The following is a 15,342-nucleotide window of genomic DNA, read 5'->3' as shown; positions in this document are numbered from 1 at the left end:
TTTAACACAAAAACTATGGCAAATTTACAAAAAGGTGTTGTTCACACCGTGTTTTTTTGGTTGAAGGAAAAAGATAATAAAGAACATCAAGCAGCACTTCATGCAGGTTTACTTGAGCTTTCAAAAATTGATTTAATCAAAACTGCGTACATTGGCCGCCCAGCTAATACAAATCGAGAAGTTATAGATTCATCGTATAGTTTTTCTTTAACTTTTGTATTTGATAATGCAACCGACCAAGATGCCTATCAAGTTCATCCAGACCACTACGTGTTTATCAATAATTGTTCACAATTATGGGAACGCGTATTAGTATATGATGCTGAAAGTTAATTTTCTGTAAAATACTACCCTACTTTGCTGTTTTTTTCTGAAATTTGCAGTCTATTACGGCGATTTAAGCTCGCATTGTCCTTAATTTTCATGAAAAAGATACTTATTTCAATATTGGCATTTGCCAACATTCATGCTTATTCCCAAAAACTAAATTTCAATGCGAAGGGCATTGTGGCAATCTCAGATGCAGATATGGCCGCCTCAGCATTTGTCGATGGAAGGCTTTTTAAGGAAAAAGGCAGCAAAGATATGCTCTCAATTATAAAATTACCAGTTGAGAAATATTCAGACGAAATTAAAAGCTTAGTAGTTTCAAACTCAGCCTTAAGCTCTAATAAAAACATTGTGGTTTCTCCTGTTCACCCGATTGCTTATGTTGTAGAAAATCGTGGTGTACCAACCGAAACAATTAACGAAATAAGAAATCTAAACACAGAATTACCAGCTGGCGGATTTATCTCAGTAGTTGATATTAGTGACCTCACTCAACCAAAAGTACTCTACAAATTTCCAACAGGTAAAAACCCAATTTCTGTTGATATAAGCCCTAATGGCGAGTATTTAGCTCTTTGTAGTGAAGAATACGGAAAAGAATTACAGGTTTTAGAACTTGACCCTACGGGAAAACCAATTAGAATCATTAACAAACCCCAAGACTTCCCTTCTGGAAGAATTACTGACTTAACTTGGCATCCGAATAATAATTTCATTGCATTTTCAATGGAAGATTCTAAAGAAGTAGGACTTCTGAAAGTAACTCGTGATGGGCCAACTACCAAGATTATCAGATTAGATTTAGTTGGGAAGACACTGAAAGTTGGGCAACATCCAAGTGCGGGACAATTTACTCCAGATGGCAAATACTACCTTGTTCCAGATATAAAATCAAATTTGCATGATAAACCAGAATCATCTTTAGATGCCAATGGCGACTTGTTTGTTTTAAAATTCAATTTAGAAGGTACAAGTGAACATTACCTAATTACAAAAACGAAAATCGGAGAAACTCCAACCAATTTTGCAATTAGTCCTAAAGGTGATTTAATAGTTGTAAGCAATACAAAAAAATCATATTTCCCATGGGAAGGTACTGAATTAGCAAAAAAATCATCAATATCATTGTTAAAATTGAGTTCTGATGGTTCGATTAACAACATTGCAGAATACGAATTTGACGGAATTTTACCCAAAAGTATTATTTTTGATAAATCAGGTGAAAATATTGCAGTTACAGTTTTTGAATACTTCAACTACGGCAAGCACTTTGGAGGAATTGAGTTTTGGAAGGTAAATAATGGAGAAAAACCAAGTTTGCAAAAACAAGATTTTAAGCTATTCATGCCTCGAGGCTGCCACGGAATACAAATTATCAAATAATTTATTGAATCATAAAAAAAGCCCTAAAACTCAATTTTAGGGCTTTTTTCTTGTCTAAAAATAAATTAGCTTTGGTTTCAGAAAATAAACCAAACCCTATTCATAGAATGTCATCAACAAATAATGAGGGCCTCCGCCGAGAAATTGGTGTTTGGGGCTTAGCTGCTAACACACTCAATAGAACGATTGGAGCAGGAATTTTTGTACTACCGTCGCTAGTTGCTAATATTTTAGGAGAAACCAGCATTTTAGCCTATGTTTTTTGTGGCTTACTAATGATGCTCATTATGCTTTGTTTCTCTGAAATTGGCAGTAAAATAACTGTTACAGGAGGAGCTTATGCCTATATCCACGCCGCATTTGGCAATTATGCAGGTTTCTTGGCCAATACTATGTTTTGGTTTGTCGGTATTTTAGCCGATGCAGCAGTAGCAAATGCCATGGCAGATATGATAAGTATTTACTTCCCCTCAATTCAAGAAACTATTTATCGAGCGATATTCTTTATTTTGATTTTCGGGGGCTTCGCATTCATAAATATCTTGGGGGTAAAACATGGTGACAATTTTGTCAAAATAAATACCCTAATCAAACTTATCCCACTGACTTTACTGATTGTCTTAGGAGTTTTTCATTGTCAAACACAAAATTTAACGTGGAATACATTTCCAAATATAAGTAGCCTAGGGGAAGCCTCTCTTTTACTTTTCTTTGCGTTTGCTGGTGGCGAGGCCTCATTAAATGTTAGCGGTGAACTAAAAAATCCAAAAAAAGTTGTTCCATTGGGTATTTTATCTGGAATGGGAGCTGTCGTACTATTCTATATGCTTATTCAAACAATCGCTCAAGGTGTATTGGGCAATCAATTAATTGTTCAAAAGCAAGCACCTTTGGCAGCAGTTGCCAACGTAGTACTAGGTTCTTTTGGAAGTACTTTAATGGTGATTGGTGCAGCTTTTTCAATGTTTGCCGCTCTCAGTGGTTCTGTTTTATCATACCCACGGGTTTTATTTGCGGGTGCGAATAAAGGTTGGTTGCCTAAGTTTACGGCAAAAATTCACCCTAAATATGCTACTCCTTATATTGCTATCATTGTCTATGCCTTACTTGATTTTATTTTTTCAATTTCGGGTGGTTTCAAAGAATTAGCTGTCATTGCGAGTGCCTCTCTGCTTACTGTTTATCTTGGGGTAGTTTTAGCGACCATTCGATTAAGATTAAAATCAAATCTTTCAGATAAAAATACTTTTAAACTCCCTTTTGGCATTAGCATTCCAATCATAGCCGCTCTTTCAATAATTTGGTTTCTATCAAACCTAGCAACGAAAGAAATTATAAGTCTTCTTGTCTTTCTTTCAATACTTTCAGTTGTTTATTATCTTATTTCGAATTTTAACAAAAACAAAGAAGCATAAATCTAAGTTAGCATTGAAATTCGTTTGTATTAGAAATGTGAAATTAATGAACATAAAATATCTGTTTGGGGTCATAATTGGCCTATTTATTTCTTGTGAATCAACCTCACAATCTTTAAAAAGTAAAAAAACAATGGATAATGAACTTAAATATTTGGCATTAGGAGATAGCTACACCATTGGTGAAAGTGTATCAGAAAGCCAACGATGGCCAGTACAATTAGTAGAAAAGTTGAGAAATACAGGAAAAAAAATTGCTCCACCAAAAATTATTGCAAAAACTGGATGGACAACTGATGAATTAAAGGCACAAATAATCAAAGAGAATGTAATTGAAAAATTTGATTTGGTATCCTTATTGATTGGCGTAAATAATCAGTATCGAGGAAGAAATATCGAAGAATTTCGTAAAGAGTTCGTTGATTTATTAGAAACAGCAATTCAATTTGCAGACAATAATAAAAATAGAGTATTTGTGGTGTCTATTCCAGATTGGGGAGTAACTCCATTTGGTTTAAACAGTAGTAGGCCAGATATTTCAAAAAGTATTGATTTATTCAATGCTATTTGCAAAGCAGAAACCGAAAAAAGGGGCATTCTTTACATTGATATTACTCCTATATCTCGGAAAGCTCCAGATGATGCATCACTCATTGCTGAAGATGGCTTACATCCATCTGGTAAAATGTATCAGATGTGGACAGAAAAAATTCAGCCACTAATTATGCAGCAATTAAACTAAATTTAACATGAGTTTAGCAGATTTTCAGCAAAAAGCAGAAACACTTGACAAATCCGATAAATTAGCTTCCTTTAGAAACCAATTTATTCAAAATGAAGAGATATACTTAGATGGGAATTCACTGGGTAGATTACCTAAACAAAGCCTTGAGTTGAGTAAAGAAATTATTGAAAATCAATGGGGAAACCGACTAATTAGAAGTTGGAACGAACAATGGCTTGATTTACCAAATAGAATTGGAACCAAAATAGCCAAAATTGTTGGTGCTCGACCAGATGAAATCTTTGTTGGCGATAGTACCTCCATCAACTTCTATAAACTAGCGTTTGCTGTACTTAATTATCAACAGTTTAAGAATAAAATCATCACAGATTCACTTAATTTTCCTACTGATATTTATGTTTTACAAGGTCTAATAAATCAGCAATTCAAGAACCATCAATTACAAATATTAGAAAGTAAAAATGAAATAAATATATCTGAAGATGAAATTGAAGCAGCACTTGATGGTTCAACCGCTCTTCTTACTTTAAGTCATGTATTATTTAAAAGTGCTTATAAGTATGATATGCTGAAAATCAATCAATTAGCACGCAAAAAGGAAGCACTTGTCATTTGGGATTTAAGCCATTCTGCTGGTTCGGTACCAGTTAATCTAAACGAAAACAATGCCGATTTGGCTGTCGGCTGTACATATAAGTATTTGAATGGCGGTCCTGGTGCCCCTGCTTTTTTATATGTAAGAAAAGAGTTGCAGGAAAAACTAATCAATCCAATTTGGGCATGGTTTAGCCATGAAAATCCATTTGAATTTAGTCTAGCATATTCATCTAAAAATAATATCCAAAAATTTGCAGCAGGTACGCCAACAGTTCTTTCTCTAGCAGCAACAGAACCCGGACTTGACCTTCTAATTGAAGCGGGAATTGAGAATTTAAGAGAGAAAAGTATTGCCCAAAGTAATTTCTTTATTGAATTAATTCAAGAATATCTATTACCACTTGGATTCAGTATTGCATCTCCGTTGGATGTAAATTATAGAGGGTCACATATATCTATTCAGCATGATGAAGGTTATCGAATAAACAGAGCTATGATTGAACCACTGTCTGGAAATCGAAGCATAATCCCAGACTTTCGCCCACCAAATAATATTCGTTTAGGCATTGCTCCCTTATACAATACCTTTACTGAATTATTGGAAACGGTTATTAGAATTGAGAAAATTGTAAGCGAAAAAGAGTATGAAAGATTCGGTATTGAGAAACTTGCAGTTACATAAACAAAAGAGGGATGGTTTAATACCATCCCTCTTTTGTTTATTCTGATTTTTTGGGTCTTGTATTAGCTTTAATTGCAGCTTGAATGACATCCCACATATCATTTGGAATTTCGTTGAGGTGATTAAATTCTCCAGCTCCGTTTAGCCATTCTCCGCCATCAATCGTCACCACTTCACCATTGATATATGAAGAGAAATCAGACATTAAATATGCGGCTAAGTTAGCTAATTCTTGATGCTCCCCTACCCTCTTGATTGGCACATTTCCGTGGTCAGAAAAACGCTCCTTTAAATGTGGTGGAAATGCTTCTACTGGAAATAATCTATCCCAAGCTCCTTTAGTCGGGAAAGGTCCGGGGGCAATTGCATTGAATCTAATACCATATTTAGCCCACTCTACTGCCAAACTACGAGTCATAGTCAACACTCCCGACTTGGCCATGGCTGAGGGAACAACAAAACCAGAGCCAGTCGAAGCGTAGGTAGTTACAATGCTCAAAACTGTGGCAGGCTGCTTTTGTTCTATCCAATGTTTTCCGAGTGCTAAAGTTGTATAATAAGTACCTTTTAAAACAATATCTACAATGGTATCAATTGCTCGGTGCGAAAGACGCTCAGTAGGTGAAATAAAATTACCAGCAGCATTATTAAGCAAACCACTGATTTCGCCAAATTCTGCCAAAGTTTTATCTTTCATTGCTTCAATAGCACCATAATCTCTCACATCACAAGCAATTGGTAAAATTTTCCCACCAGTCGTTTGACTAAGTTCATGGGCGGTTTCTTCCAAAACTGCTAATTTCCTACTTGTAATTACAACATTTGCACCTAATTCGAGGAAATATTTCGACATTGATTTGCCTAAACCAGTTCCTCCTCCAGTTACTACGAATGTTTTTCCCTCTAAAGCACCATCTCTTAACATTGGTTGATTATACGCCATATTATTTGAAATTTAGTGTTGAATAAATATAGAGTAAATCTAAAATAAAAAAGCCATAAATGGTTTATCCATTCATGGCTTTTTCTTTATTAAACTATTTCCATTTTTGGGGGTAATGCTTATCAGCTATTATTTTGCTGCAACGATTTTAACATCAACTTGGAAATTATCATAAATCATTTTATCACCGATTGATTCAAAGAAAGTTTTTGAACCAAATTTGCTACCAAATTTCGTACGGTCAACTTCAAATTTAGCAGTTGCAGTAGCACCTTTACCTTCAACAGTTACAACAGCAGGGAAAGAAATAGCATTTGTTACATCATTGATTGTGAGGTCAGCATTAACATCGTAGTTAGAACCACCTTTTGCGGTTACTTTTTTGATTTTTAAAGCAGCAGTTGGATAATTTGTTACATCAAAAAAATCAGGGCTTGATAAATGGCCAACTAATTTTGCATTGTAACCTGCGTCTGTCAAATCTAAACATTTGATTGATTTCATGTCAATTACAAAATCACCACCTTGTAATTTACCAGCGTTCAAAACCAAACTTCCACTCTGAATTCCAATTGTTCCGTTGTGCTCGCCAGTTACTTTCTTACCTAACCAATTAAAAGTACTTGCTTTTGTATCTACTTTCAAAGATACTGGAGCTGCTCCTTTTTTACCACCATCAGCCATAGCTGAAACACTTACCAATGCAGCAAACGCTACAAACATTAAATTTTTAACAATTTTCATTTTTTGAACTAAAATTTGATTTAAAATATAAAAATAAAAGAATTAAGCTTTATTGATTAATCTTCGCTTCCTCGCAGCTTATCTAGTAAACTACTTAACAATTCTGCTTCTTCTGGAGTTAAACGTTTCATTTTTTCATCTGCCTGCTCCTGAAGTACATCAATTTTTTTTAAAATTTCTGCTCCAGATTCTGTGATTCTGATATCACAAGCTCTACGGTCATCAGCATTATCGCACCTTGATACATAGCCTTTTAATAGAAGCTTATCAACCAATCGAGAAGCGTTCGACATTTTATCCAACATCCTTTCTATGATACCATTCACTGTAATAGGGTTGGGGTACTGTCCACGTAAAATTCTCAAAACATTATATTGTTGTGAAGAAAGGTCAAAAGGCTTTAACAAACCTTGTTGCTCAGAGCTCATCCAATTAGAAGTATAAATTAAATTTACTACTAATTTTTGGTAGCTACTCTTAAAAGGTTTTTGTTGCTTAATATCTTTCTCGATTGACATGATTATATTTTATTTAGTTCTGTACAAATATAATACATTAACAATATATGTTTATACATACAATACAATAACACACGATTTTTAGTTCACTATGTAATGAACATTTTTATAAATTTTAGCAAAAAATTCGAATAAAAATCAAAAAAGAGGCAATATTAACTAATAATCAAGCAGTTATACTTTGAAAAATATTTTAAAAAAATTATCTAAAAGGAATTATTGTTGGAGCGGAAATATCAAAATCACGAAGTTTCAAAGGCTGTGATGCATCAAATGCGAATCTAATTGGGGACGATAAATTGGGTATATTTGGGTAAAAACCTAATCTAATTTGAAAAGTATTAATTGCTAAATTTTCATTTCTCATTCTTAAACCAAAACCATATCCTTGATAAAGTGGACTTGTAAGTAATGGATAATCTTTAAGACTAACAAGTCCCCAATTGGCAAAAACAAAGCTTGCAACCCTAAAACCAACAAAACTTTTACGAGAAAAAAATACTGATTCATAACCTAAAGTAAGGCGTTTGTCGCCCCTGAGTGCCTCACTATTAACACCTACAATTCCATCTCTACCACTAATATTCAAATAATCTAAAGCATCTCTGTTAATACCGTACGTAAGTCCAACATTTAAAAACTGTCGAGTTTGTGATAAACCTATTTGCATTAATCGACTAAAGAAAAAACCTTGAACTCCTAAAACTCCCTGTTGTACAACTTTTTGTTTTAAATAAGCCCCAGCATTGGCCAATATATAAAAATAGGCCTTATTTTGAGGTAAATATTTGCCTTTTGCAAACTGAAAACCAGCATAGCCCCTATTCCCGAATTCGGTGCTTTCTGTACCAAATGTTAGCGACATTAAGTTTCCAACTGGAACGTCTTCGGTTCGACCAAATCCGTAAATCAAGAAGTCTCTTTGATAATTGCGGCTAGAAAAGCCCAAACTTCCGAGCCAAGTAGTTCGGTTCCAATAAATTTTATTGGTATCTAGGCCTACTTCGGGCCTTTTTCTGTATTCATAGCTAGTTCTCCGAAGTGCGAGAATTAATTGCTTGTTTCTTTGGTTGGCATCTAAGTGAAATGCCCTACCATACCAAGCATCTGAATAAAAATAACTAACTGGATATGTCAAGGCACTATCTATCCCATTGATAAATAACTTCTTATACTCTCGAATTCTAGAATATCCAACTTCAACCGAACCTGCATTACGAGTCTCGACAGTTAAAAAAGGGCGATAAACTTGAACAGAATATTGAGCTAAATCTCTTTCATTGATTAATTTAATTTGTCCAGATATGAAACTCCTTCCAATGTAAGGTACGGTATAAATACTTCTCCAACCAAACCTCTGATAGGGGTCATCCGCTCTCCATGTTAATTTATTCTGAAAAGAATGTCCTCTTCCCTGAAAATTTCTATCTTCAAATCCTAGTACAAAATTTTTTGCACTACTTCCAGAGGCTTCAAAGTTAATTGACCAAACATCCTGCGTAATTACCAATATATCAACCATCCAAGTTACATCCTTTCGCTCAAGAACATAAATACGAGCGTCGTGAATGATTGGGTTGGCACGCAAAAGTCGCTCATTATCTTTTAAAATTTGCGGATTAAGTTTATCTCCTTCATTGAATAGTAAAAAAGACTGTCGAATAACTTTTTCGCGAGTATTATAATGAAATGTTTTACTCGCAAAATGCTCGAATTTATTACCTTTTCTTGTTGTATCATTAACTGTTGGACCGAAAATCTCCAACTTTTTAATTAAAATTTTGCCAATAATTTTACCTTCATATTTTTCAAATGGATTTATTTCGATTTCTGAAATGACCTTTTTCTGACTATTTGAATTATATACATCTCGAAATAATGCCCCATAAACTTCTTTTCCAATTTTTGTCTTACTTAACTTTATCTTTAGTTTTTGATACATCACACTATCTTTCGCCGACCTCAGCTTATCCAAACTATCAGATGAAATCCTCTGTGAAAAGCAAACTTGAGCCGAAAGTAATAATAATATGTAAATTAAAAACTTCATGCCCTAATTTAACGTTTTTTCAATAATTCACTCTACTTCTTTAGTTTAAAGAATGATAATTGGCTAAAAATAACGAATTTCGCCTTCGAATAACAAATAATCAAATAATGAAATTAATAAAACCGCTTGTACTTGCCTCAAACTCTCCCAGAAGAAAAGAAATCATGCATAATGCAGGATTTGACTTTACCGTAAAAGTAATTCCTACAGATGAAAGTTTTTCAGAGCGTATGCCAGTAGAAGAAGTGCCTGTTTTTTTAGCTAAAACTAAAGCAGAATGTTTTAAAGAAAATCTTCAAGATGAAATAATTCTCTGTGCAGATACAGTAGTTATTATCGACCGTGAAAATGAATCGAGTATTATTTTAAATAAACCCGCTGATTATGAGGAAGCCAAAGGTATGTTAAAAATGCTAAGTGGAAGAGTACATCGAGTAATTACTGGTGTTTGTGTAATGACCAAGGAAGAAACCATTGGATTTTCGGATACTTCTTTCGTGCATTTTAAAGAATTGAGTGATTGGGAAATAGATTATTATATCGAACGTTGCAAACCATTTGATAAAGCTGGAGCATACGGCGTTCAGGATTTTATCGGAATGATTGGCATACCTAAAATAGAAGGTTCATTTTATACGGTCATGGGACTACCCGTCCATCGAGTTTATGAGGTGCTTGAAAAGTATGTTGTAAAAAAATAGTTGTATTTTTACAACATACTTTAACTTATAAAATAATGAAACGCATCTTTCTACAATGCACACTTCTTCTATTTGTACTGCAAAAGTCTTTTAGTCAAGCAGTTACTACTGATTCTTACTTTCCTAATGGAGATAAAGAAATTACACTAATTTTTGATTTAAAACAAGCCAAAGATTCACGTGTTAGTGGATTATTGGGTAAAAATTCTGACGTTTTTTTATGGTCTGGAGCTGGAACGGCTGATAATGCTTTTGAATATCAACCAAGTGGTCAAACTAGCTTTAATGTTCCATTTGAAGCAGGTCGAATGACTTCACTAGGCAATGATAAATGGAGTATCAAACTAAAACCAAGAGATTATTTTAAGGTTCCTACCGGTAAAACCATTAAAAAACTAGGTTTATTATTGAAAAGTGGAGATGGTAAAGCACAAACTGAAGATTTTATTTTGAATTTGTATGATGATGGGCTTTATTTCAAAATTATTGAACCTGTCCCAAACGCCATTTTTAGTAAAAATGAAGATATTCTTTTTAAGTTTAAATTTTCGAAAGCCAATGCGAATCTTACGTTTCAAGCAATAACACAAGTTTCACCTATTGTTTCTTATCAAGTTAGTGGTGATTCAGCAATTATTTCTTTACAAAAAACATTGCAATTCAAAACCATTGAAGGAATTAATAAAATCACAATTAGTGTACAACTTGGAAACGAATCTTCGACAAGCGAGTTCTCATTTATTATAAAACCCCTAAATACAGTATTGAACTTACCTCCAAATATCAAAGACGGCATCAACTATATCAATGATAATACCGTAACGTTTTCATTTTTTGCACCAAAGAAAAACTTTGTACATCTTATTGGTGATTTCAATGATTGGCAAATTGACTCTAAATATTTGATGAATCAAGCACCTGATGGCGAACGTTATTGGCTCACAATCAACAACTTAGAAAAAGGAAAAGAATATGCATTTCAGTATTTAATTAATGGAATAATTGCAGTAGGAGACCCATTTTGCGAGAAAATTCTTGACCCAAAGTTTGACTCAGAGATACCTTCTAGTACTTATCCAAACCTAAAACAATATCCTACCAAAAACACCTTTGGTGGTACAGTTTCGGTTATACAGACAGGACAAACTCCCTATAATTGGAAAATAAATGATTTTAAAAGACCCACTAAAGATAAATTGGTCATTTATGAACTTTTAGTAAGAGATTTTAATAACTCAAGAAGATACCGAGAAGTTGCCGATTCAATTGCGTACTTTAAACGTTTAGGAATTAATGCACTCGAATTAATGCCTATTAATGAATTCACGGCAAATAATTCTTGGGGGTATAATCCGACTTACTATACTGCTCCCGATAAAGCTTATGGCACAAAAAATGACTTAAAATATCTAATAGATAAATGCCATGAAAATGGTATTGCCGTTATTCTTGATGTGGTTTTCAATCATGCAGATTATGAATTCCCATATACAAAAGCCTATTGGAATGGTTCACAACCCTCAGTTGATAGTCCTTTCCAAAACCCAACTGCACCACATTTATATTCGGTATTTTACGATTTTAATCACCAAAGTTCAGCTACCCAAAGCTATTTTGATAATGTTTTAGAATTTTGGCTCAAAGAATATAAAGTTGATGGATACCGATTTGATTTATCGAAAGGTTTTACACAAAAAAAATCTTTAACAGATTCACAAATGGCCGCCTATGACGAAAATCGTATCAAAACATTAAAGCATTTTTATGATAAAGTTCGGTCATTTGATAAAGATAGTTATTTGATTTTAGAACATTTTGCCGATAATTCTGAAGAAATTGAATTGGCTAATTATGGATTTATGCTTTGGGGAAATCAGAATGGTACTGCCAGAAATTTGGTCAAAGGTAATAATAATAGTCTATCTGGCCTAAATTATAAATACAAAGGTTGGAATGAACCAAATTTGGTAAGTTATCTTGAAAGCCATGATGAAGAACGAATTGTTTATGATGCCTTGAATAATGGCCGAAATGAAGTCAAAAATTTAGGTGTAGTACTTGAACGCACAAAAGCATTAGCCGCTTTATTTTTTGCGTATCCGGGTCCGAAAATGCTTTGGCAATTTGGCGAATTTGGGTACGACGTAAATATAGATTTTAACGGTAGAACAGGTATAAAACCTCAAAAATGGGAGTATTTAAAAGATGAAAATAGGCTTAAGCTATTTAAGGTTTATGCCGAACTGATAAAACTCAAAACTACGCAAGTAGCATTTAGTTCTAGCGATTTTACTGAAAGTTCATCAGGAGTTGTTAAACAAGTAGGCTTGAATCACAGTTCAATGAATGTTCGCATAATTGCGAATCTTGGCATCGGAAGTGAAAGCACAAATATTAACTTTGAAAAAACTGGGAAATGGTATGATTACTTTTCAGGACAAGAAATTAATGTCAATGAAGCTACACCAATTGTTAATTTAGCTGCAGGAGAATTTCATATATTTACTAATGTCAAGTTACCAACGCCTGAGGCAAATTTAGTACCTTGGCAAGGGAATTTCACCATTACAGCCAATGAAATAACGCCCAATAATTCAAAGTTTCAAATTTATCCTAATCCAACCACCGACAAAATAACTTTAAAATTAAACGGCGAAAAAACACAAATTTCGCTCGAAGATATTTGGGGGAAAGCATTGTATCAGATAGAAACAAAAGAAATCGAACCAAGTATAGATTTGTCGGGTTATACGAGTGGTATGTATTTTATACGAACAACACAGAAGGGTAAATCACGAACGAGTAAAGTAATAAAAAATTAGAACCCTTGAACAAGAGGGCTTGCAAAAATGAATAAAGACGAATTAGTAATTTACTATAACGAACCCGATGAAAAAGTCTATGTAAAAGTTCCTGCGGGTATCGAAACACATTATCAGTTATCCAATCTTTCGGGCAAAATTTTGCAAGAAGCAGTACATGAAAAGGCTTTGCACGATTTTGATTTATCTGGACTCCCTGAGGGTATTTACTTTGTGATTGTAAACCAAGATGATGTGATTAGGTCAAAGAAGGTTATTAAGAATGGTTAATTTTTAGGGTTAACAAAGTTAAGTTAAGTCAATCCCACCAAATAAAAAGTCCCAGCTTTAAAGACTGGGACTTTTTTATGTCTATCTATTCATTGTCAATAAAAACTCTTCATTATTTCGAGTTCCTTTCATTTTATCTAACAAGAACTCCATGGTTTCCATTGGGTTCATATCGGCCATAAACTTACGTAATAACCAAACTTTTTGAAGAGATTCTTTATCCATCAATAAGTCTTCTCGGCGTGTACCCGAAGCCAAAATATCAATGGCAGGATAAACACGTTTATTGGCCAATTTACGGTCAAGTTGAAGCTCCATGTTACCTGTACCTTTAAATTCTTCAAAAATAACCTCATCCATTTTAGAACCTGTATCAATCAAAGCAGTAGCAATAATTGTCAACGAACCGCCATTTTCAACATTACGAGCAGCCCCAAAGAAACGTTTTGGTTTATGGAGTGCATTCGCATCAACACCACCCGAAAGAATTTTACCCGATGAAGGAATAACTGTATTGTAAGCACGAGCCAAGCGTGTGATTGAGTCAAGCAAAATAACAACGTCATGCCCACATTCAACCAAACGTTTTGCCTTCTCTAAAACCACACCAGATACTTTTACATGGCGGTCGGCAGTTTCATCAAAAGTAGAAGCAATAACCTCTGCACGAACACTTCTTTGCATATCAGTTACCTCTTCTGGTCTTTCATCAATTAGTAAAATTATCAAATAAACTTCAGGGTGATTGCGAGTAATTGCATTGGCAATTTCTTTCAAAAGTACGGTTTTACCTGTTTTGGGCTGTGCCACAATCATCCCACGTTGTCCTTTTCCAATCGGGGCAAATAAATCGAGTACACGCGTAGAATATACGTCTGGGCGGCCACTTAATTTGATTTGTTCTTCTGGAAATAAAGGAGTAAGATATTCAAACGGGATACGGTCGCGAATTTCTTCAGTAGTTTTTCCATTGACCGACAGTACTTTTAAGAGTGCGAAGTATTTTTCACCTTCTTTTGGTGGTCTAATTGAGCCTTTTACGGTATCACCCGTTTTTAAACCAAACAGTTTAATTTGAGATGGTGATACATAAATATCGTCTGGACTTGCAAGGTAATTATAATCTGCAGAACGTAAGAAGCCGTATCCACCTTCTTGCATAATTTCTAATACCCCTTCATTCTCAATTATACCATCAAATTCTTTGATTAGGTTATTGTACTGCTTCTTAATATCTTTGGTATAAGTATCTACGTAGCGTTTATCTTCTTTCGGCTCAGTAATTTCAGGAACAATGTCTTCTGTCAAACGAGCAAATTCATCCATCTCTGCATCAATTTCCGCTAAATCAAACTCTTCTGGTTCAGGGATAGATAAAATTGGATCTTCATCAATATTGGCTTGAGGCTCATCTACGATTGATTCCAATTCAATATTTGGAGCTTTATCAAAATTCTTTTTAAAATCGTTTTTCTTATTCTGATTGCTTTTGTGATGAGGTGTTTTATGCTCAACTTCCACTGCAGGAGGGACAACCTGAACAGTATTATTCTCAGAAGTAGATTTTTCTTCTACTTTTGATAGTCTTTTACGTGTTTTACCACCTTTATCTTCTTTTTCTTTAAAAAGTGGCGGTTCTGGATTATTCACAGCGGCCTGATCTACGGCAGGGTCTTTCGGAATATTGAAAAGGGAATTGGAGCTTTGCTGCTCTAAAACTTTCTGTATTAACTCAGTTTTTGAGGCAGTTCTCACATCTTTAACACCCATTTCAATACAAATTTTTCTTAACTCTGATAGAAGTTTAAGATTCAGTTCTTCTAATGTGTACATACGAGAGAATTAACAATACTTTATGATGCTATGGTTAGCGGTTTGATATATCATGGAAAAAGCAATTCCAAAGAAATTATAGATTTTTGTTCAAAATAATCGGGGATTAACTCGAAAAAAAATGGAACTTTTTGATGGACACAACTAGCTGGTTCACGGATGAATGATTCTTAAGAAAAGAAGAACCGTTTGAAGTGTTTTTTTGGATTTGAATGCAAGTATAAGACAATAATTTAATTTTACAAAAAAAAACTAAACATTTTATGCATTTTTAATATCTTTTTCACTTAATACCCTTATACAATAAAG

Annotated in this window: 13 protein-coding genes; 8 read left to right on the top strand and 5 right to left on the bottom strand. The window is 34.1% G+C overall.

Annotated features, from left to right (window positions below; translation table 11 throughout):
• Window positions 1-15: 15 nt before the first annotated feature.
• From A6M55_RS06275 to kynU, 5 genes are all read left to right on the top strand, one after another.
• The gene (locus tag A6M55_RS06275) at window positions 16-333 is read left to right on the top strand and encodes a Dabb family protein (RefSeq protein WP_015030498.1); all 318 of its coding nucleotides are present in this window, start codon (window positions 16-18) and stop codon (window positions 331-333) included.
• Window positions 334-423: 90 nt separating this feature from the next.
• Window positions 424-1,713 carry a YncE family protein gene (locus A6M55_RS06270; protein WP_064196918.1) on the top strand — a complete coding sequence of 430 codons (1,290 nt, stop codon included), beginning with the start codon at window positions 424-426 and terminating at the stop codon, window positions 1,711-1,713.
• A 107-nt stretch (window positions 1,714-1,820) separates the two neighbouring features.
• Window positions 1,821-3,128, top strand: coding sequence for an APC family permease (locus A6M55_RS06265; RefSeq protein ID WP_064196957.1), 1,308 nt, complete (start codon window positions 1,821-1,823; stop codon window positions 3,126-3,128).
• A 133-nt stretch (window positions 3,129-3,261) separates the two neighbouring features.
• Window positions 3,262-3,870: an SGNH/GDSL hydrolase family protein gene (locus tag A6M55_RS06260; protein ID WP_082892946.1), complete on the top strand. Its 609-nt coding sequence runs from the start codon at window positions 3,262-3,264 to the stop codon at window positions 3,868-3,870.
• 7 nt (window positions 3,871-3,877) lie between these two features.
• Window positions 3,878-5,152 (top strand): kynureninase, encoded by a 1,275-nt coding sequence (kynU, locus tag A6M55_RS06255; protein ID WP_064196917.1) that lies wholly within the window; start codon window positions 3,878-3,880, stop codon window positions 5,150-5,152.
• A gap of 37 nt (window positions 5,153-5,189) precedes the next feature.
• Here kynU and A6M55_RS06250 read toward each other — a convergent pair whose 3' ends face one another.
• The 4 genes from A6M55_RS06250 to A6M55_RS06235 form a co-directional block, all read right to left on the bottom strand.
• Window positions 5,190-6,095 (bottom strand): SDR family oxidoreductase, encoded by a 906-nt coding sequence (locus A6M55_RS06250; RefSeq protein WP_064196916.1) that lies wholly within the window; start codon window positions 6,093-6,095, stop codon window positions 5,190-5,192.
• A 129-nt stretch (window positions 6,096-6,224) separates the two neighbouring features.
• Window positions 6,225-6,839 (bottom strand): YceI family protein, encoded by a 615-nt coding sequence (locus A6M55_RS06245; RefSeq protein ID WP_082892942.1) that lies wholly within the window; start codon window positions 6,837-6,839, stop codon window positions 6,225-6,227.
• A gap of 56 nt (window positions 6,840-6,895) precedes the next feature.
• Window positions 6,896-7,357 (bottom strand): MarR family winged helix-turn-helix transcriptional regulator, encoded by a 462-nt coding sequence (locus A6M55_RS06240; RefSeq protein WP_015030491.1) that lies wholly within the window; start codon window positions 7,355-7,357, stop codon window positions 6,896-6,898.
• A gap of 202 nt (window positions 7,358-7,559) precedes the next feature.
• A complete protein-coding gene (locus tag A6M55_RS06235) occupies window positions 7,560-9,407 on the bottom strand; it encodes a hypothetical protein (RefSeq protein ID WP_064196915.1) in 1,848 nt (615 codons plus the stop codon).
• 107 nt (window positions 9,408-9,514) lie between these two features.
• Here A6M55_RS06235 and A6M55_RS06230 point away from each other — a divergent pair, with 107 nt between their 5' ends.
• Genes A6M55_RS06230 through A6M55_RS06220 form a run of 3 tightly spaced genes read left to right on the top strand, consistent with a single transcriptional unit; the run spans window position 9,515 to window position 13,200 of the window.
• Window positions 9,515-10,108, top strand: a complete 594-nt coding sequence (locus tag A6M55_RS06230) for a nucleoside triphosphate pyrophosphatase (RefSeq protein ID WP_015030489.1) — start codon at window positions 9,515-9,517, stop codon at window positions 10,106-10,108.
• Between the two features lie 35 nt (window positions 10,109-10,143).
• On the top strand, window positions 10,144-12,930 hold the full coding sequence (locus tag A6M55_RS06225) for an alpha-amylase family glycosyl hydrolase (protein WP_064196914.1): 2,787 nt from the start codon (window positions 10,144-10,146) through the stop codon (window positions 12,928-12,930).
• A 27-nt stretch (window positions 12,931-12,957) separates the two neighbouring features.
• Window positions 12,958-13,200 carry a T9SS type A sorting domain-containing protein gene (locus A6M55_RS06220; RefSeq protein WP_015030487.1) on the top strand — a complete coding sequence of 81 codons (243 nt, stop codon included), beginning with the start codon at window positions 12,958-12,960 and terminating at the stop codon, window positions 13,198-13,200.
• 81 nt (window positions 13,201-13,281) lie between these two features.
• Here A6M55_RS06220 and rho read toward each other — a convergent pair whose 3' ends face one another.
• On the bottom strand, window positions 13,282-15,033 hold the full coding sequence (gene rho / locus A6M55_RS06215; protein ID WP_015030486.1) for a transcription termination factor Rho: 1,752 nt from the start codon (window positions 15,031-15,033) through the stop codon (window positions 13,282-13,284).
• Window positions 15,034-15,342 lie beyond the last annotated feature (309 nt).

The organism is Emticicia sp. MM, from assembly GCF_001649495.1.
The sequence above is the reverse complement of the archived record's forward strand: the minus strand, read 5'-3'. Positions and strand labels throughout refer to the sequence as shown.

Coding starts and splice junctions, on each gene's coding strand:
- A6M55_RS06275 (WP_015030498.1), top strand. CDS start 16: ATGGCAAATTTACAAAAAGGTGTTGTTCACACCGTGTTTTTTTGGTTG.
- A6M55_RS06270 (WP_064196918.1), top strand. CDS start 424: ATGAAAAAGATACTTATTTCAATATTGGCATTTGCCAACATTCATGCT.
- A6M55_RS06265 (WP_064196957.1), top strand. CDS start 1,821: ATGTCATCAACAAATAATGAGGGCCTCCGCCGAGAAATTGGTGTTTGG.
- A6M55_RS06260 (WP_082892946.1), top strand. CDS start 3,262: ATGGATAATGAACTTAAATATTTGGCATTAGGAGATAGCTACACCATT.
- kynU (WP_064196917.1), top strand. CDS start 3,878: ATGAGTTTAGCAGATTTTCAGCAAAAAGCAGAAACACTTGACAAATCC.
- A6M55_RS06250 (WP_064196916.1), bottom strand. CDS start 6,095: ATGGCGTATAATCAACCAATGTTAAGAGATGGTGCTTTAGAGGGAAAA.
- A6M55_RS06245 (WP_082892942.1), bottom strand. CDS start 6,839: ATGAAAATTGTTAAAAATTTAATGTTTGTAGCGTTTGCTGCATTGGTA.
- A6M55_RS06240 (WP_015030491.1), bottom strand. CDS start 7,357: ATGTCAATCGAGAAAGATATTAAGCAACAAAAACCTTTTAAGAGTAGC.
- A6M55_RS06235 (WP_064196915.1), bottom strand. CDS start 9,407: ATGAAGTTTTTAATTTACATATTATTATTACTTTCGGCTCAAGTTTGC.
- A6M55_RS06230 (WP_015030489.1), top strand. CDS start 9,515: ATGAAATTAATAAAACCGCTTGTACTTGCCTCAAACTCTCCCAGAAGA.
- A6M55_RS06225 (WP_064196914.1), top strand. CDS start 10,144: ATGAAACGCATCTTTCTACAATGCACACTTCTTCTATTTGTACTGCAA.
- A6M55_RS06220 (WP_015030487.1), top strand. CDS start 12,958: ATGAATAAAGACGAATTAGTAATTTACTATAACGAACCCGATGAAAAA.
- rho (WP_015030486.1), bottom strand. CDS start 15,033: ATGTACACATTAGAAGAACTGAATCTTAAACTTCTATCAGAGTTAAGA.